Genomic DNA, 17,571 nt, shown 5'->3' on the forward strand with positions numbered 1-17,571 from the left:
TTCATCGAGGGAAGACCTGCCCCGCCATGCGCCGGGGCAGGCCGGTCGCCCGCCCGTCAGGGCTGGGTGACGACGAGGTAAAGCCCGCCGGGCTTTTCGTTCGGGCCGGAGATCGCCGGCACCTTGTTCGAGATCGGCTTGAGCGACTTGAGGTAGCTCGCCAGCGCGTCGGCGTCCTTCGCCGTCAGCTGGCTGTAGGAGTGCCATGGCATGGCGGGCGCCAGCATGCGCCCGTCCGGCCGCTCGCCCTTGGTCACGGCCTTGACGATATCGGCCTTGCTCCACTTGCCCAGCCCTGTCTCGTCGTCGGGAGTGAGGTTGGGCGGGAAGAACACCCCGAGGCCGGGGATCTGGAAGCCGACATTGCCACCGCTCAGCGCGCGCTCGAAATCCGGCTTGCCGAGCATGATGCCCGGCGTATGGCAGCCGCCGCAGTCCATGATGGCGGCGAGATACGCGCCGCGCTTGGCATCCGCATGGCCGGCGGCGGGAAGCCCCGCAACACCGGCCGCGAAGGCAATCATCGTTGCAAGCACGTTCCTTTTCATCTGTGGTCGCTCCCCATTTTTGAAGGTCGTCAGGCCGCCGGGCTCGCCGGCGGCGCAGGGCTTTTCGGCACGTTTCCCGGCACGTCACCGTCGAGCGCTGCCCGGACGAGCGCTCGCACGGCCCATTCTTTCACATCCCGTGCCGTGACTTCGTCAACCCGCAGCACGTCCCGGAAGACAATCATGGCTTCGGGGCCCAGGAGAAGCGCCAGGGCTCCGCACAGGTGCCGGTAATCGTCGTCGGTCATCTCATCGCGCGCCGGCGCCAACGCCGCCTCGATGAGCGGCAGACGCCGGTTCTGCCGCACCGGCACGGCCTTGTTTTCCACCAGCAGCGAGGAGGCGAGCATCACCCGCAGCGCCGGCTCGTTGTCGTAGACGATGCGGTGCAGCGCCCGCTCGGCCTTCAGCGCGCGCGCCGTCGGGTCGGTGGTGTCGTCGCCGTCGAACAGGCCGGACACCTCCGGCATGGCGATGTGCACCGAAGCCTCCGCCAGCATCACCTCAAGGTTCGGGAAATAGCGGTACGCGGTCGCGCGCGAGACGCGGGCGTTCTCCGCCACCTCTTCGAGCGAGGGCTTGCGCCCTTCCTTCATCAGCCGCGCGGCGGCGGCGAGAAGGTCCTTGCGGGTGCGGTAATGCTGGTTCGACCGCTCGCGCGGCTTAGCCTCGGCCATCGTCCGGCTCACGACAGCTGGCGCAGGATGGCGGCAACGTCGAGCCACACCTGCTCGCGGCTGATATTGCCGGAAGACGCGAACTCGATCACGTGCAGCATGCGGAATTCGAGCGGGCGTCCGCCGCCCTCTATGCCGAAGGGGCGGCCGACCGCGCGCCCGCTCCACAGCGTCTCGTCGACGAGGAAGTTTTCTCCATACATCCGGCGGATCGGCGTGGCGCTGCCGTCGGCGAGGTCGGCGAACAGCGTCTCGTAGAAGCCGCGCGTCGGCTCGTGGCCGAAGGACGGGCCGGCCGGCCAGCCGACGACATCGTGCTCGCAGTCGGGCGTCAGCGTCGAGAGGACGCCTTCTACGTCGTCATTCGCCTCGAAGGCGAAATGCTCGTTGATCTTGGCGTCCATAAGGGCAGGAGTAAGGGGCATGGCAGGGTCTCGTGATGACACGGTTGGATCAAAGTGAGACGTATTTCTCATTTAGCGACGTCTGTGTCAATGGGGTGCGTGCCGGAGGTTGGCGCCCGCGCCGCCGGCCGTGCTAGGGCAGGGAGACCAACGTGCAGGGAGTGCGCCGATGACCGCCAATGACTGGAGCGCCGCGCAGTATCTGAAGTTCGAGGCGGAGCGCACGCGCCCTTCCGCCGACCTCCTGGCGCGGGTGCCGCTCGTCGCGCCGCGCACGGCGATCGACATCGGCTGCGGGCCGGGCAACAGCACGGAACTTGTCGCGGCGCGCTATCCCGGCACGGCGGTGGAAGGGCTCGATTCCTCGCCGGACATGCTGGAGAAAGCCCGCAAACGCCTGCCGGGCCTCACCTTCCATCTCGGCGATATCGCGACGTGGCAGCCCGCGCGGGCCTATGATCTCGTCTTCGCCAATGCGGTGCTGCAATGGCTCGGCGACCATGAACGGCTTCTGCCGCATCTGACGGAGGCGCTGGCGCCGGGCGGCTGCCTCGCGGTGCAGATGCCGGACAATCACCATGAGCCCTCGCACGTCGCCATGCGCGAGATCGCCGATGCGGGACCGTGGGCGGAAAAACTGCGCGGCGCCAAGGATTCGAAGGCCGATCTCGGTTCCTTCGACGACTATTACCGCTGGCTGCGCGCCGCCGGCTGCACGGTGGACATCTGGCGCACCACCTATGTGCACCCGATGGAAGGGGCGTCCGCCATCGCCGAATGGTTCAAGAGCACGGGGCTGAAGCCCTATCTCGACCGCCTCGACGACGGCGAGCGCAAGGCCTTCGTGGATAGCTATATCGAGCGCATCGACGCGAGCTACGAGCACCATGAGGGCGGGACGCTGCTGCTGCGCTTCCCGCGCCTGTTCATCGTGGCGCGCCGCCCCGGCTGAGGCGGCGCGCGCCGGCCGCTCAGAGCGCGCCGGACTTGATGTAGTCGACCATCTGGGTGGCGACCGTGCCCCAGCCGTCGTGGAAGCCCATCTTCTCGTGCGAATCGCGTGTTTCCGCGTCGCCATGGATGGCGAACGCCGTGTAGCGCGTTCCGCTCCCAAGGGGCGCCAGCAGCAGCGCGCCGGTGAAGAAGGGCTTGGCCGACGGCCGGAAGCCGGGCAGCAGCGTGTCGGTGAACACCAGCCGCTCGTGATGCACGACGTCGAGGAAACAGCCGGAATTGTCGTGTTCCTCGCCCTCCGGCGAGCGCATCACGGTGCGGAAGATGCCGCCGGGCCGCAGGTCGATCTCGCAGTCGGCGATGGTCCAGGGCTTGGGCACGAACCACTGGCGCAGATGCGCGGGCGTGGTCCAGGCCCTCCAGACGAGGTCGACAGGCACGTCGATCTCGCGTTCCAGCTTGAGGTCATAGCGGGGGTCGAAGGTCGCGAGCAGGGCGGTCATTCGGGCGTCTCCTCCTTCATGGAAAGCAGATAGCTGTCGAGCCGGTCGAGCCGCTGCTCCCACAGCGTGCGCTGGCGGCCGAGCCAGTCCTCGGCGACCTTGAGCTGGGCCGTTTCGAGCTGGTAGGTACGCACCCGCCCGACCTTGCGCGAGCGCACCAACCCGCAGCCTTCCAGCACCTTCATGTGCTCAAGGAAGGAGGGCAGCGCCATACGGTAGGGCGCGGCAAGCTCGCTCATCGAGGCCTGCCGGGCGGTCAGCCGCTGCACCACGTCGCGGCGCGTGGGATCGGCGAGGGCGCGGAAGATTCCATCGATGACGGCGGCGGGCGGAGCGGAGGTTTGAGGCTGCATGGAAGGCCGTGTGTGCCGATGTTGTCGGCCACTTACCTACCGGCAGATAATACTTAGGTCAATACCTAAGTTATGCGGTGCGCGACCAGTGCCGCCGGGAAGCGGCGTTTCCTCGAACCGGAAGGAAGGTGGTGAAGAGGGCGGCGGCCCGGCCGGATGACGGGCCGCCGGGTCGCTCAGATGAGGCTGACCTTGCCGCTCGCGAGGTCGTAGAGGCCGCCGACGACCTTGATCTTCCCGCTTTCGACGAACTCGGAGATGATCGGCGTCGCCTTCTTCAGCTCCGCCACATTGTAGCGGACGTTCTCGGCAATGGCCGCGTCGAGCGGGTTGTCGGGGTTCTGCTTCAGCGCGATCTCGACGGCCGGCTTGATGTGGCCGACGAGGTCGTCGAGGTGGCCGGGCAGGCTGATATTGTTCTTCACCACCTTGATGGTGGCGTCGACCGCGCCGCAGCTCGTGTGGCCGAGCACCATGATCAGCGGCACGCCGAGGAACTTGACGCCGTATTCGAGGCTGGCCAGCCCGTCATCGTTCACGAAATTGCCGGCGACCCGGACCACGAAGAGTTCGCCCGGCCCCTGATCGAAGGCGAGTTCCGGTGCGACGCGCGAGTCGGCGCAGCTCACCAGCCCGGCGAACGGATACTGCGCCTTGGCGCGGGCGGCGCGGCCGGCGGTGAAATCCTTCTGCTCCGGCGTGTTCGCGACATAGCGCGCATTGCCGTCGAGCAGGCGCTTGAGCGCCTCGTCGGGGCTGATGGCGTTGGGCGGCGTGGCGATGTCGGTCTGTGCGAAGGCGGGCAGGGCGAGCCCGCCGAGGAAGGCGGTGGAGGCAAGGCCGAGACCCATGCCGAGGGTCCGGCGGCGGGACAGGCTGAGACGATGGTCGGTGCACATGCGGGTTTCCTCTCGGGTCGACGGATCTGGACGGCGAGACGGCACGCGGGCGCGGTGGCACGCCACCGGCGCGCCGGCGAGCGTACCCCGCATGGATACCTCCGTTTTTCGTCCGTTGCCCAGTATTTCTACGGATGAAGGGCCGGCCAGCCCAAACTTTGCAGCTATTGCGGGGGGTGAAGACTTGCCGAGGCGGGATGCCAGTGCGGCGGCGGGCGAACAGGCGGCCGCGCCGACCCGCCGGCCGGCGGCCGAACTCCCCCCGGGCTTTGATGAGGAGGCGACGCGCCTGCTCGCCCACCCGCGCCTGCGGCTGGCGCTGGCGCATTATTGCCACGGTATGGCGACCGGCGCGGCACTCGACTGGCCCTACTACAAGCTGTTCGACCAGCTCGGGCGCTATCTCGTCTGCTTCATGCTGATCCACAATTACTACGCCTGGCGCGAGCGTGGCGGACCCGCCCCGACGCTCGCGGCGCTCCAGCGGGCGGCGGGCGGCAGCCCGCGCCACACCGCCGGCTTCGTCGCCGCGCTGAGGGCGGGACGGCTCGTCGAGGTGGAACCGGACCCCGACGACCGGCGCGCCACGCTGCTGCGCCCGACCGAGCGGGTGATCGCGGAGATCGGACGCTCGCAGCGGCTCTTCGTGGAAGCCACCGACATCGTGGAGGCGCGCTCTCCGGGGCGTGGCGCCGCGCTTGCCGATCCCGACCGGCTCGGCAGCCTCATCAGCCGCTCGGCCGCCTATGTGCTGGAGAACGGCACTCTCCTGCACGCCTTTCCCGCCGTGCTGCATTTCACCCTGCGCGACTGCGGCTATCCCATGCTGGCGGCGGTGATCGGGCGCCACTACGCCGCGACGGTGGCCGGGGCGCCGGAGGGAGTGCCGCTCGGTCGGCGGGCGCTGGCCGAACGGTTCCGCGTCTCTCCCGCCCATGTCGGCAGCCTGTTCGCGCAGGCCGAGGAGCGCGGCTGGTTCGCCCTCGGCGCGGCCGGCGAGATCGCTTCCATGGACGAGGATTTCCTCGCCCAGTTCGAGCGCTGGTCGGCCTGGCAGATGGTGCATTTCGAGCGGATGTGGGAACTGGTGCCGCGCGGTTGAAGCGCCGCGACCGCCGGCAGGGGTTTCCGCCGTCGGGGCGCGAGGGCGCCCCCGCGACGAAATGCACCGTGCGGGCTGGACCTTTGGCCGTCTAGGATCATTCTAACGGGGCGCTACACTATGCGCCGCGCGAAAGGTGCCGCGCTTGACGGTGCCGGAAAAACCTCTGCCTCGGAAGGACGCCATGAACCGCTTCGTCATCACTGCCGCCCTGCTCGCGCTGGGCTCCACCGCCGCGCTGGCCCAGAGCCCCACCGGCGATCCCGCCAAGGGCGCCAACGTCTTCAAGAAGTGCATGGCCTGCCATGCGGTCGGCGAGGGCGCCAAGAACAAGGTCGGCCCCGAGCTGAACGGCATTGTCGGCCGCAAGATGGGCTCGGTCGAAGGCTTCAACTATTCCGACACGCTCAAGGAGCACAACGCCAAGGGCGACGTGTGGACCGCCGAGATCCTCTCCAAGTATCTGGAGAATCCGAAGGCCTACATGCCGGGCGTGAAGATGGTGTTCGCCGGTCTGCCGAAGGAGACCGACCGCGCCGATCTCGAAGCCTATCTCGACCAGTTCAACGCCGACGGTACCAAGAAGTAGCGTCCCGCTGCGGCGGCCTGCCGGCTCCGGCGGGCCTGCCGGCCGGAACCGCCTGTTGGCCGCCGCGCCGGACGCCCTGGTGCCATGCCGGTGTTTCCCCGACTGGATCGCCGCCATTTCCTCGCGCTCGGCGCCGCCGTCGCGGGAAGCGTGGCGAGCCGTGCCTTCGCCGCACCTCCCGCCGGGCCGCTGCCTTTCGAGACGGTGGCGCCCGGTATCCACGTCTACCGCGCACCCTATGCGCTGGCCGCGCCCGACAATGACGGCGCCATCGCCAATGCGACGCTCATCGTCGGCGACGAGGCGGCGGCGGTGGTCGACACCGGCAACAGCCGGCTGGCCGGTGCGCGGCTGAAGGAGGCCGTGCGCGGCGTCACCGACCGCCCGCTGCGCTACGTCATTAACACGCACATGCATCCCGACCACACGCTGGGCAACGCCGCCTTCGTGGGGGAGGGGACGCGTTTCGTCGGCCATCACAAGCTTCCCCGCGCCCTCTCCCAACGCGCCGAGACCTATCTGGCGCAGGCGCGGCGCCTTCTGGGCGAGGAGGCGCAGGGCACCGAGATCGTGCTGCCCGATCTTCTCGTCGAGAACCGGATAACGCTCGACCTCGGTGGCCGCCCGCTGGAACTGGTGGCCCATCCGACGGCGCACACCGACAACGATCTCACCGTGTTCGACCCGGCGACCGGCACGCGGGTGATGGGCGACCTGCTCTTCGTCGGCCATATACCGACGCTCGACGGCAGTCTCATGGGGTGGCTGAAGCTGCTTGATTCGCTCGCGGCCGAGCCGACGGCGCGGGCGGTACCCGGCCACGGGCCGGCGGCGGTGCCCTGGCCGCAGGCGAGCGAGGCCGAGCGGCGCTATCTTACCGTGCTGCGGGACGATGTGCGCCGCATCCTGGCCGAAGGGCGGCCGATGGGCGAGGCGCCGGCGCTGGCGGCGGAGTCGGAACGCAACGAATGGGCGCTGTTCGACGAGTTCAACCCGCGCAACGCGATCGCCGCCTACCACGAGCTGGAGTGGGAATGAGCGTGCTGCGATGCAGCATCGTATGGGTCGCCCGGTAAGGTGAAATCAAGTATTTGAATCTGGTATATTGTATTTTGTTTCGCTGTCGCAGCAAAATTATAATAGGTTCGTGTTCTCTAAGAGTTCTTATTGCGAACCCCTGCAATTCGGACTAGCCTCGTTTTCGTCTTCGGCTTCAACGGCTATCGGGGCTCGCCCCGACCCGGTTCGTAGGCCAGCTTGGGGCGAGGCGCCCCCGTGAGATCCGGCTGTTTCTCCCCCAGCCGGTCGTGACACGCTGCCGAGGACAAAAAGGTCAGAACGGCAAACAAGCCGCGACGGGTCGATCGGCATGATCGGTCCCGGAGGATCGTTCAGGAGGAGAATAGGCATGCGCAAGATAATTGCGGCGGCAGCGCTGGCTGCTGTGGCGGCCTACGCTTGGCCCGCTTCGGCCAATGATGGGCTGACGAACATCATCAAAGACCCCAAGCAGTGGGGCATCCAGACCGGCGATTACGCCAACACCCGTTATTCCAAGCTCGACCAGATCAACGCCGGCAACGTCGGCAAGCTTCAGGTAGCCTGGAGCTTCTCGACCGGCGTGCTGCGTGGCCATGAGGGCGGTCCGCTCATCATCGGCGACGTGATGTATGTGCACACGCCCTTCCCGAACATCGTCTATGCCCTCGATCTCAACAACGACGGCAGGATCATCTGGAAGTACGAGCCCAAGCAGGATCCGAACGTCATCCCGGTGATGTGCTGCGACACGGTCAATCGCGGTCTCGCCTATGCCGACGGCACGATCTTCCTGCACCAGGCCGACACCACCCTTGTCGCGCTCGACGCCAAGACCGGCGCCAAAAAATGGTCGGTGGTCAACGGCGACCCGAAGAAGGGCGAGACCAACACCGCCACCGTTCTGCCGGTGAAGGACAAGGTCATCGTCGGCATCTCGGGCGGCGAGTTCGGCGTGCGCTGCCACGTCACCGCCTACGACACCAAGACCGGCAAGCAGGTCTGGCGCGGCTATTCGATGGGCCCCGACGACGAGATGCTCGTCGACCCGGAGAAGACCACGGCGCTCGGCAAGCCGATCGGCAAGGATTCCTCGCTGAAGAGCTGGGAAGGCGACCAGTGGAAGATCGGCGGCGGCTGCACCTGGGGCTGGTACTCCTACGATCCCGCGACCAACCTCGTCTATTACGGCTCGGGCAACCCCTCGACCTGGAACCCGGCCCAGCGTCCCGGCGACAACAAGTGGTCGATGACCATCTGGGCGCGTGACGCCGACACCGGCGTCGCCAAGTGGGTCTACCAGATGACCCCCCATGACGAGTGGGACTTCGACGGCGTGAACGAGATGATCCTCACGGATCAGCAGTTCAACGGCCAGCCGCGCAAGCTGCTCACCCATTTCGACCGTAACGGCTTCGGCTACACCCTCGATCGCGTCTCCGGCGAACTGCTCGTCGCCGAGAAGTTCGATCCGGCGGTGAACTGGGCCACCAAGGTCGACATGGACAAGAACAGCCCGACCTTCGGCCGGCCGCAGGTCGTGGCGAAGTACTCGACGGCTCAGCAGGGTGAAGACGTCAACACCAAGGGCATCTGCCCGGCGGCGCTCGGCACCAAGGACCAGCAGCCGGCGGCCTTCTCGCCGAAGACCAACCTGTTCTACGTCCCCACCAACCACGTCTGCATGGACTACGAGCCGTTCCGCGTCAGCTACACTGCGGGCCAGCCCTATGTCGGTGCGACCCTCTCGATGTTCCCGGCGCCGAACAGCCATGGCGGCATGGGCAACTTCATCGCGTGGGACAACACCAAGGGCAAGATCGTCTGGTCGCTCCCCGAGCCCTTCTCGGTGTGGTCGGGCGCTCTGGCCACTGCCGGCGACGTGGTGTTCTACGGCACGCTCGAAGGCTACCTGAAGGCGGTCGACGCCAAGACGGGCAAGGAACTCTACAAGTTCAAGACCCCGTCGGGCATCATCGGCAACGTCACCACCTACGAGCACAAGGGCAAGCAATACATCGCCATCCTGTCGGGTGTCGGTGGCTGGGCGGGCATCGGCCTGGCGGCCGGCCTGACCGACCCGAACGCCGGTTTGGGGGCGGTGGGCGGCTATGCGGCCCTGTCGAACTACACCAACCTCGGTGGTCAGCTCACGGTGTTCGCGATCCCGAACTGAGCATGGTTGGCGGGCTTCCCAAGGGAGCCCGCCCTTCCCGAGACGCTGCGGGGGGCCTGGCCGCCGGGGAAACCGGTGCGCCAGGCCCCACCGTCTCCGGCCTTCGCGCCTTATGAGACTCTTAGAACAATTCCGATCCGGGCATGCGGGCCGAGCGCCCGTCCCCAGCGGCGGACAAGGCCCCCTCGTGGCCCCTGAGGAGACTGCTTCATGATGAATTCCGTTCGCGGATGGCTTGTTTCCGGCATCCTGCCGGCGTCCGCCGGCATGTCGGCTGTCGTCCTGGCGGCGACGCTCGTCCTGCCTGTCCCGGCAGTGGCACAGGATGCGGCCGCCCCGGCCGCGACCGCGCAGCCGGTCGCCAAGGAGAAGGACGAACTCGGCAAGTACACGCTGCCGGATGGCGATCCGACCTACAATATCGGCGCCGACGGCACGCTCGACTGGTACACCTATTCCGGCTACCGCCGTTATCACGCCGAATGCCACGTCTGCCACGGCCCGGACGGCATGGGATCCTCCTATGCGCCGGCGCTCGCCAATTCGCTGAAGACCATGACCTATCCCGAGTTCATGGAGATTGTCGTCAACGGCAAGCGGAACGTCGGCGTCGGCACGGCCGACCAGGTGATGCCCGCCTTCGGCGAGAACAAGAACGTCATGTGCTACCTCGACGACATCTATGTCTACCTCAAGGCCCGCGCCGACGGCGCTCTGGGCCGCGAGCGGCCGAGCAAGCGCGAGGACAAGACGAAGGCGTACACCTCCAATGAAAACCAGTGTTTCGGACGGCCGGGCTGATCCGGTATCGGGCGTGACGGCGCCGCCTTCCGGTTTTGTCCGGGCGGCGGCGTCGCGCCCGGGCGCGCGGGGCGCCGTGCTTCTCGCCCTGCTTCTCGCCGCCTTCGCCCCGGTGGCCACGCCCGCCTCGGCGCAGGTGGCCGATCTCGTCGACCGCTCGACGCTGCGCGTCTGCGCCGACCCGGCGAACCTGCCCTTCACCAATGAGGCGGGCGAGGGCTTCGAGAACAAGATTGCCGAGCTGATGGCCGAGAAGATGGGCCTGCCGCTCGACTACACCTGGTTCCCGCAGGCCACCGGCTTTTACCGCATGACTCTCGCCGCCAAGCGCTGCGACGTCGTGATGGGCTATGTCGCCGGCGGCGATCCGGTGCTCAACACCAATGCCTATTACCGCTCGGCCTGGGTGCTGCTGACCAAGAAGGGCAGCGATCTCGCCGATGTGGACACGCTGTCCGACCCGCGCCTCAAAGGCCGGCGCATCGGCGTGGTGGCGGGCTCGCCGCCCGGCGACCTGCTCACCCGCAACGGGCTGATGGCCATGGCCAAGCCCTATGCGCTGATGGTGGACCGCCGGTACGACAACCCCGCGCAGGCGATGATCGACGACCTCGATTCCGGCGATATCGACGCCGGAATCCTGTGGGGGCCGATCGGTGGCTACTACGCCAAGAAGTCGCCGGTGGAGCTCGTCGTGACGCCGCTGGTGAAGGAGAAGGGCGACCCCTCGCTGGTCTACCGCATCACCTTCGGCATCCGGCCGGGCGAACTGAACTGGAAGCACCAGCTCAACGCCTTCATCAAGGACGAGCAGGGCGCGATCAACCGCATCCTGCTGGACTATGGCGTGCCGCTGCTCGACGGCCAGGACCGGCCGGTCGAACTGGCGCCGTGAGCGTGGGGGAGGCGGCGATGAGCAAACGGCCCGAACCGTCGCTCTCCCGCCTCGCCTGGCTTGGAATGGCGGGGCTGGCGGTAGCGCTTTACGCGCTGTCGCCGACCGCCGGCCGGGGCGAGTCCGTCCCGGCGGCCTCTGCCGCACCCGGCGCTTCCACGGGGGCTGCTCCGTCCTCGGCCGTGCCGGAGCCGGGCGGCTACCGCATGGAGGCGTACCGTGCGCCCACGCCCGCCACGCTGAAGGGCGCGCGCGTCATCGACACGGCCGAGGCCGAGCGGTTGTGGCGCGGCAATGCGGCGCTCTTCCTTGACGTGATGCCGCGCGACGTGAAGCCGGCGAACCTTCCCCCCGGCACGATCTGGCGCGACAAGCGGCGCGACCATCTTCCGGGCAGCGTGTGGCTGGCGAATGTCGGTTACGGCGCGCTCAGCCCGCAGATGGATGCCTATTTCCGCGACCGGCTCGGCGCCCTCACCGAGGGTCGTCGCGACGCCGCTCTGGTCTTCTATTGCCTCACCGATTGCTGGATGAGTTGGAACGCCGCCCGCCGCGCCATGGGCGAATATGGCTACACCAACGTGATCTGGTATCCCGCCGGCAGCGACGGCTGGGCGAAGGCCGGCCTGCCGCTTGAGCAAGCCAAGCCGCTCGACTAGGCGCCCTCGCGTGGAGAGGCCCGGCGTGCTCGTCGCCGCCTCGCGCCGGCGGAAATCATGTAATCTGCATCCATGAGAGCGCGCTTCGGGCGGATGGAAAGCTGGCTGGCCGACCGCTGGGTGGCGGGCGCCGGCTTCATGGCCGCCGCGCTCCTCGCCAGCACGCCGCTGCTGGCAATGGTGGCGCCTCTGGCCCTCGTGCTCATCTTCCTGCACAGCCCCGGTTACATGATGCATCAGGTCGAGGAGCACGCGGGAGACCGGTTCCGCCGCTTCGCCAATGACCGGGTGTTCGGCGGGCGCGAGGCGCTCACCACGCCGGCCGTGCTGGTCATCAATGTCGGCGTCGTGTGGCTGCTGAATCTCGGCGCGCTCTATGCCGCGCTCGCCTGGGGCGCCGGCTACGGGCTCGTCGCGCCCTATGCCATGCTGGTCAACGCGCTCACCCATATCGGCGCCCGCCTGCGGCTCGGCGCCTATAATCCCGGCCTGATGACGGCGGTTGTCCTCTTCCTGCCGCTGAGCGTGACGACCATTGCCGTCATCGGCATGGAGCCGGAGGTCGGCTGGCGCCTGCACGCGGCCGGGCTGGCGGGTGCGCTCCTCCTGCACCTCGCCATCGTCGCCCATGTCGCGCTGCGGCTGCGCCGCCTTCCGGGATAGGCCGCCGGCGTCACTCCATCACGTTCTGGATCGCGCGGGCGAGCGAGAAGGCGCGCTGCTCCAGAAGCACGGGGCTCTCGCACACCGCCGTCACCGCCTGGTTGCGGGCGTCGTAGATGCGGGTGTCCCACAGCAGGCGCTGTTCGAGCTCGGCGGCCTTGGCCTTGTCCTCGTCGCTCTGCGCCGCCTTCTTGGCCTTGGCGAGTTCGAGGCTCTCGGACTTGATGCGCTGGGACAGCTCGATCTGGTGCTGCGAATAGCGCTCGATGCCGTTCATGATGCGGCTGCGGCGGGCGTTGATCTGGTCGAACACGCCGGCGAACAGCAGGGTCAGCCGGTCCTTGCGCTCGGCTCCCGCCTTCTGCGCGAAGCTCTCCACCTGCTCGGTCGCATCGTCGATGGGCGTGCGCTGGGCGACGAGCACCGGCACGAGGGCGGCGACGTCGCTGTCCTGCTGCCAGTTCACGTTCTCGATGGAGGGGCCGGACCACATCTGCCCGGCTGCCAGCACCGGCACCTTGCGCTGGACGCAGGGCCACAGCCCGCCCGTCGGCGCGGCGGCAAGACCGGGCGCGCAGGAGAGCAGCAGCAACGGGACGGCAAGGCGCAGCGGGCGGAACGGCGTCGAATTCCTGGTCGCGGGCATGGGCTTTTCCTCGGGTCGTTCGGGCGCTCTGCGGCGCCCTGGATGTCGGCCGGCGTCTATTTGGCGTTGTCCGGCCCGCCGCGGCGAGCCATCACCCCGGCGGAAGGATCATACGCCAGGATGGAGGCGGCGAGGAACACCAGCGCGCAGCCGGCGACCACGAGCGCCGCGAACGGCTCGAACTGGCCGTAGAGCGCGAAGCGGATCACCTCGACCGCATAGGTGAAGGGGTTCAACGTGCAGATCCACCACAGCACGAGGCTGCTCTCCTGCACCCGCCAGAGCGGGTAGAGCGCGGAGGAGGCGAAGAACATGGGGAAGATGACGAAGTTCATAACGCTGGCGAAGTTCTCCATCTGCCGGAACAGCGAGGACATCAGAAGGCCCATGGAGCCCAGCATCAGCCCGGTGAGGAGAAGCGCCGGCAGCACCGCGAAATAGCCCACGGGCGGCAGCTCGACTTCCCAGAACCAGGCGACGGCGAGAAAGGCATAGACCTGCAGCAGCGAGACGCAGATGCCCGCCGTGAGCTTCGAGACCAGCAGGAACCAGCGCGGATAGGGGCTGACCAGCAGGATGCGCATCGCGCCGACTTCGCGGTCGTAGACCATGGAGAGCGAGGATTGCAGGCCGTTGAAGAGCTGGATCATCGCCACCAGCCCCGGCGTTACATAGACCTCGTAGAGCACATAGGTCTCGTAGGGCGGGATGATCGAGACGCCGAGCACGGAGCGGAAGCCGGCGGCGAAGATGAACAGCCACACCAGCGGACGCACCAGCGCCGAGAGGAAGCGGCCGCGCTGGTTGAGGAAGCGAAGCCCCTCGCGCCAGCAGATGCCGGCGAGCACGATGAGATAGCCGGCCAGCGGCAGGCGGAAGCGGCCGGGCGTGCTCATGCCGCCACCTCCGAATCCTCGCCGACCAGGCTCAGGAAGGCGGCGCCCAGCCCGTCGCTGCCGGTGCGGGCAAGGATCTCGCCATAGGTGCCATCGGCCCGCACGCGGCCGCGATGCAGCACCACGATGCGGTCGCCGGGCACGATTTCCTCGATGATGTGGGTGGCCCACAGCACGCCGAGGGCCTCCTGCGCAACCAGCTTGCGCACCTGCGCCACCAGCGCCGCGCGGGAGGCGATGTCGAGCCCGACGGTCGGCTCGTCGAGCAGCAGCAGGCGCGGGCGGTGGATCAGCGCGCGGACGATCTCGACGCGCCGCATCTGGCCGCCGGAGAGGTTGCGCACCTTGTCCTTCGCGCGGTCGGCCAGCCCGTCCTGCTCCAGCAGTTCCAGCGCCCGCCGCCGGCCGGCGCGAAAGCCGATGCCGTGCAGCGTCGCGTGGTAGAGCAGGTTCTCCAGCACGGTGAGTTCGAGGTCGAGCGTGCGCGCCTGAAAGACCACGCCGAGCGCGCTGAGCGCGGCGGCGGGTTCGCGGCGCACATCGTGGCCGAGCACGTCGATGGAACCGCTGCGGTTGTCGTAGAGCCGGGTGACGAGGGAGAACAGTGTGGTCTTGCCGGCGCCGTTGGGGCCGAGCAGTGCGGTGAAGCTGCCGGCAGGAACCGTGAGGCTCACATCGTCCAGCGCCTTGCGCGCTCCGAATTCGTGGGTGACGTGGCGTATCGCCAGCGCCGGCGGCGCGGGGGAAAGGCCGGGGGAGGGGGCGCCTGCCGGGTGGTTCGCCGAGGTCTCGGTTGCCGGGGTCTCGTCCGCCGTCATCTCGTCTTCCGTCACCGTGCCGCCCGGGGCGGCGTCTCCCCAAGCGGGAGAGAAGAAAAGTCCCCGGCGGGAAGCCGGGGACAGTGTTCACGAGGAGAGTAGGTCGTTCAATGGCCGGCGTCCGTCACTTCACGATGAATTCGCCCTTCATGCCGCGCTCTTCCATGCCCTTGCAGAACCAGGGATAGGTGCCCGGCTTGATCGGCACGAAGAACAGCTCGGCCTCGCCGTCCTGCTCGAACTCGATCTCGGTGAGGCCGATCGCCTTCACCTCGACTTCCTCCACCTCGACCTTGCGTAGGAAGATGCTCTGGAAGAAACCGGGCGCCTGCCAGGCGCATTCCTTCTTGCCGGTCGAGGAGAGCTCCAGCGAATAGGCCTTGCCGGTCTCCAGCTCGTAGCTCTTCTGCGAGACGCCGTAGCCGGCATCGCCGAGGCCGAGCTTCAGCTCCGGCAGTTCGGTGGGTTTCAGCGTCAGATCGCCCTTGGCGAAGGCGGCGCCCGAGAGCGCGAGCGTTGCGGCGGCGGCGAGAATGATGTGCGTCTTCATGGCGTTCCTCCGAATTGGCTGACTGGTTGATCTTTTTCAGGTCACGGCACCACGACCACGCCCCAGGGAAGGCGGCCGACGGTGACGGACTTGGTGACCTTCTCGTTGGCCACGTCGATGACCGAGATGTCGTTCGAATTGCCGTTGGTCGAGAGCAGGAACTTCTCGTCCGGCGTGAAGCCGAGCTGCCAGACGCGCTGGCCGACCAGCAGGTACTTCTCGACTTCCAGCGTCTTGGCGTTCACCACCGCCACGCGGTTGGCCGGGCCGAGGGCGATGAAGGCCTTGGAGCCGTCCTTGGTGACGCGCACGCCCACGGGCTGGATCGCGTCGTCGGTCACGCCGGGGATCTTGAAGGAGATCTTCTTGATGATCTTCCACGTCGCCGGGTCGATCACCGCGACCGTGCCGCCGACTTCCGACGAGACCCAGAGCTGCTTGCCGTCCTCGGTGAACTGGGCGATGCGCGGGCGGGAATCGACGAGGATGTTCTCGATGATCTCGTTGTTCGAGGTGTCGACCACATGCGCCATGTTGGTCGTCTCGGACGTGTTGACCATGTATTTGCCGTCGGGGCTGATGCCCATGCCCTCGGGCTCGACGCCGACCGGGATCTCGGCAACGAGATCGTTGTTCTCGACATTCACCACCGTGACCATGTTGTCGTCTTCGTTGGCGATGTAGAGCGGGTTGCCGGAGGGGTGCAGCACGAACAGCTCCGGGTCGGGCCCCGAGCGCAGCGTCTTCACCAGCTTGAGCGTGGCGGCGTCGTACACCTCGACGCGGTTGTCGTCGGAGGCGCAGACATAGATCAGCTTGCCGTCCGGGCTGGCGATGATGCCGCGCGGGCGCCGGCCGGTCTTGATGGTGTCGATGACCTTCAGCGTGTTCATGTCGACCACGCTCATCGTGTGGTCGCGCTCATTGGTGACGAAGGCGCGCGGGCTGGCCTGCGCCGGAAGCGCGTCGACCATCAGCAGCCCCGCGAGGGCGGCGATGCCGGTCGACAGCATGATCGGACGTTTCATCGTTTCCTCCTGGCAATTCTTTGATTTTATTGAACGTCTTACTGGAGCTTGCAGGCCGATTCCGGCCGGTCGAAGCCCAGCGTGTCGAGCGGCGACGTCTGGTGCAGGAAGCCGGCCTGCGGCGAGAGCGTCACCGTGTTGGTGGCGTGGGTGAGCAGGATCGGCTGGCGCAGCTGGTGGTCCCAGTCGCGGAACGAGGCGGCGACGCCCTTGAACACCGGCAGGTCGTAGTCGGGCGACAGCAGCTGCGCCTTCACCTTGGCGGGGGCACTGTCGCGCGTCTTCAGGCTGGCGGAGCCCACCGCGAACACGCCCTGCCACATCTGGAAGTCCAGCGGCAGCATCAGGCGCTTGGACTGCTTGAAGAAGCGGCTCTGGAGCTGTGAGGCGCCCCAGTTCTCCATCGTCGGGTGCCATGAGAGCGGCATGAGGCCCTGCGTGCCGGCGATGGGACGCGACAGCCAGGTGTTGTAGGGCAGGATGTCGCCGAATTCGCCGAGCTCATCGGCGACGATCAGAAGATCGTATTCGCCGACCTGCGTGCCGCGCGGCACCTCGGACTGCGCGGTGGCGCGCGCGTCCGGGCCATAGTCCCATTCCTTTTCGGCGACGATCTTGGCGCCGAACTTCTTCGCCGAGCGGCGCACCGCCTCGGCATAGAGCTTGTCGCCGTCGGTGCGCCCGACCATCAGGAACCAGTTGCGCCAGCGCTTGGTGACGAGGAACTGCGCCAGCGCGTCGGTCAGCATGGCCCGGCTCGGGGCGATGTGGAACACGTTGGCGCGGCAGTCCTGCTGGCGCAGCCGGTCGTCGGTGGCGCCGACATTGATGAAGACGACGTCCTGCCCCTTATAGGCGTCGGCAATCTTCAGCAGCTGGTCGGCCGGCACGTCGAGCAGGATGAAGCCGTTGCCCGCCTCGACCAGCTTCTGCACCACGGGCAGAGGGTCGCCATCGGTCGGCACGATCTCGGTGGAGAGCTTGTAGTCGAGCTTGAGGAAGCGGCCGCTGGTGAGGTTGTCGCGGATGCCGAGCTCGGCGCCGGCGATGCCAAGATCGTCCGGCGGCATCTGCAGCGGGGCGATCCATGGCGGCGGCTCGGGAAGCTGGCGCACGACGCCGATGTGGAAGGTCTGCGCCGGCGCAATGGCGGCCGCCGGCTTGGCCGTCAGCGGCGGTGACGCAACGGAAGGTGTGGCCGGGCCCGTCTCCTGCGCGCGGGCGGGCAGGGGAGCCAGCATTGCAATGCCCGCCGCGATCAGCGCCGCTACTGCGGCGCTCGCCATCCATCTCATCGGCCTTCCATCCCACGGCTGGTGTTGTTGTCCGCGACAGTGTCTTCGGAACTTTTCTCAGATGCCGTGGGAAAACT

General features: G+C 67.6%; 21 protein-coding genes. 9 read left to right on the forward strand and 12 right to left on the reverse strand.

The features are described 5' to 3' along the window. Window positions 1–56: 56 nt before the first annotated feature. The 3 genes from MWN33_RS11655 to MWN33_RS11665 are packed head-to-tail and all read right to left on the reverse strand — an operon-like array spanning window position 57 to window position 1,650. Window positions 57–524, reverse strand: a complete 468-nt coding sequence (locus MWN33_RS11655) for a c-type cytochrome (RefSeq protein WP_247200896.1) — start codon at window positions 522–524, stop codon at window positions 57–59. A gap of 53 nt (window positions 525–577) precedes the next feature. Beyond that, the gene (locus MWN33_RS11660; RefSeq protein ID WP_247200897.1) at window positions 578–1,225 is read right to left on the reverse strand and encodes a TetR/AcrR family transcriptional regulator; all 648 of its coding nucleotides are present in this window, start codon (window positions 1,223–1,225) and stop codon (window positions 578–580) included. Window positions 1,226–1,233: 8 nt separating this feature from the next. Continuing rightward, window positions 1,234–1,650 (reverse strand): ester cyclase, encoded by a 417-nt coding sequence (locus MWN33_RS11665; RefSeq protein ID WP_247200899.1) that lies wholly within the window; start codon window positions 1,648–1,650, stop codon window positions 1,234–1,236. Between the two features lie 148 nt (window positions 1,651–1,798). On the opposite strand from MWN33_RS11665, the gene tam reads away from it, so the two are divergent. Next, on the forward strand, window positions 1,799–2,581 hold the full coding sequence (gene tam, locus MWN33_RS11670; protein WP_247200900.1) for a trans-aconitate 2-methyltransferase: 783 nt from the start codon (window positions 1,799–1,801) through the stop codon (window positions 2,579–2,581). A gap of 19 nt (window positions 2,582–2,600) precedes the next feature. On the opposite strand, the gene MWN33_RS11675 is transcribed toward tam, so the two are convergent. From MWN33_RS11675 to MWN33_RS11685, 3 genes are all read right to left on the reverse strand, one after another. Continuing rightward, window positions 2,601–3,086 carry an SRPBCC family protein gene (locus MWN33_RS11675; RefSeq protein WP_247200901.1) on the reverse strand — a complete coding sequence of 162 codons (486 nt, stop codon included), beginning with the start codon at window positions 3,084–3,086 and terminating at the stop codon, window positions 2,601–2,603. Then, entirely contained in the window at window positions 3,083–3,439 is a 357-nt protein-coding gene (locus MWN33_RS11680) for an ArsR/SmtB family transcription factor (RefSeq protein ID WP_247200904.1), read from the reverse strand. The genes MWN33_RS11675 and MWN33_RS11680 overlap by 4 nt, the downstream gene beginning before the upstream one ends. A gap of 176 nt (window positions 3,440–3,615) precedes the next feature. Further along, window positions 3,616–4,338, reverse strand: a complete 723-nt coding sequence (locus tag MWN33_RS11685; protein WP_247200905.1) for a carbonic anhydrase — start codon at window positions 4,336–4,338, stop codon at window positions 3,616–3,618. 184 nt (window positions 4,339–4,522) lie between these two features. Between MWN33_RS11685 and MWN33_RS11690 the strand changes: the two genes are divergently transcribed. From MWN33_RS11690 to MWN33_RS11725, 8 genes are all read left to right on the forward strand, one after another. Then, window positions 4,523–5,440 carry a hypothetical protein gene (locus MWN33_RS11690; protein WP_247200906.1) on the forward strand — a complete coding sequence of 306 codons (918 nt, stop codon included), beginning with the start codon at window positions 4,523–4,525 and terminating at the stop codon, window positions 5,438–5,440. Window positions 5,441–5,624: 184 nt separating this feature from the next. Next, complete coding sequence (locus tag MWN33_RS11695; protein ID WP_247200908.1) at window positions 5,625–6,029, forward strand: c-type cytochrome; 405 nt, start codon at window positions 5,625–5,627, stop codon at window positions 6,027–6,029. An 84-nt stretch (window positions 6,030–6,113) separates the two neighbouring features. Then, complete coding sequence (locus tag MWN33_RS11700) at window positions 6,114–7,067, forward strand: quinoprotein relay system zinc metallohydrolase 2 (RefSeq protein WP_247200910.1); 954 nt, start codon at window positions 6,114–6,116, stop codon at window positions 7,065–7,067. Between the two features lie 370 nt (window positions 7,068–7,437). Beyond that, window positions 7,438–9,243, forward strand: a complete 1,806-nt coding sequence (xoxF5, locus tag MWN33_RS11705; RefSeq protein ID WP_247200912.1) for a lanthanide-dependent methanol dehydrogenase XoxF5 — start codon at window positions 7,438–7,440, stop codon at window positions 9,241–9,243. Between the two features lie 210 nt (window positions 9,244–9,453). Next, window positions 9,454–10,044 carry a c-type cytochrome, methanol metabolism-related gene (locus MWN33_RS11710; RefSeq protein WP_247200913.1) on the forward strand — a complete coding sequence of 197 codons (591 nt, stop codon included), beginning with the start codon at window positions 9,454–9,456 and terminating at the stop codon, window positions 10,042–10,044. A gap of 76 nt (window positions 10,045–10,120) precedes the next feature. Further along, entirely contained in the window at window positions 10,121–10,939 is an 819-nt protein-coding gene (locus tag MWN33_RS11715; protein WP_247200914.1) for a substrate-binding domain-containing protein, read from the forward strand. Between the two features lie 17 nt (window positions 10,940–10,956). Further along, entirely contained in the window at window positions 10,957–11,598 is a 642-nt protein-coding gene (locus tag MWN33_RS11720; RefSeq protein ID WP_247200915.1) for a PQQ-dependent catabolism-associated CXXCW motif protein, read from the forward strand. Window positions 11,599–11,670: 72 nt separating this feature from the next. Beyond that, the gene (locus tag MWN33_RS11725; protein WP_247200916.1) at window positions 11,671–12,261 is read left to right on the forward strand and encodes an HXXEE domain-containing protein; all 591 of its coding nucleotides are present in this window, start codon (window positions 11,671–11,673) and stop codon (window positions 12,259–12,261) included. A 10-nt stretch (window positions 12,262–12,271) separates the two neighbouring features. On the opposite strand, the gene MWN33_RS11730 is transcribed toward MWN33_RS11725, so the two are convergent. From MWN33_RS11730 to MWN33_RS11755, 6 genes are all read right to left on the reverse strand, one after another. Continuing rightward, the gene (locus MWN33_RS11730) at window positions 12,272–12,907 is read right to left on the reverse strand and encodes a hypothetical protein (RefSeq protein WP_247200918.1); all 636 of its coding nucleotides are present in this window, start codon (window positions 12,905–12,907) and stop codon (window positions 12,272–12,274) included. A gap of 56 nt (window positions 12,908–12,963) precedes the next feature. Beyond that, window positions 12,964–13,803, reverse strand: coding sequence for an ABC transporter permease (locus tag MWN33_RS11735; protein WP_247200920.1), 840 nt, complete (start codon window positions 13,801–13,803; stop codon window positions 12,964–12,966). Further along, window positions 13,800–14,621: an ABC transporter ATP-binding protein gene (locus tag MWN33_RS11740; protein WP_247200922.1), complete on the reverse strand. Its 822-nt coding sequence runs from the start codon at window positions 14,619–14,621 to the stop codon at window positions 13,800–13,802. The genes MWN33_RS11735 and MWN33_RS11740 overlap by 4 nt, the downstream gene beginning before the upstream one ends. 124 nt (window positions 14,622–14,745) lie before the next feature. Next, complete coding sequence (locus tag MWN33_RS11745; RefSeq protein ID WP_247200923.1) at window positions 14,746–15,171, reverse strand: cupredoxin domain-containing protein; 426 nt, start codon at window positions 15,169–15,171, stop codon at window positions 14,746–14,748. Window positions 15,172–15,212: 41 nt separating this feature from the next. Next, window positions 15,213–16,199 carry a PQQ-dependent catabolism-associated beta-propeller protein gene (locus MWN33_RS11750; protein WP_247200925.1) on the reverse strand — a complete coding sequence of 329 codons (987 nt, stop codon included), beginning with the start codon at window positions 16,197–16,199 and terminating at the stop codon, window positions 15,213–15,215. A gap of 38 nt (window positions 16,200–16,237) precedes the next feature. Beyond that, window positions 16,238–17,485, reverse strand: a complete 1,248-nt coding sequence (locus MWN33_RS11755; RefSeq protein WP_343313047.1) for an ABC transporter substrate-binding protein — start codon at window positions 17,483–17,485, stop codon at window positions 16,238–16,240. Window positions 17,486–17,571: the final 86 nt, after the last annotated feature.

Origin of the sequence: Ancylobacter koreensis (genome assembly GCF_023016525.1) — a bacterium.
GTDB lineage: Bacteria > Pseudomonadota > Alphaproteobacteria > Rhizobiales > Xanthobacteraceae > Ancylobacter > Ancylobacter koreensis.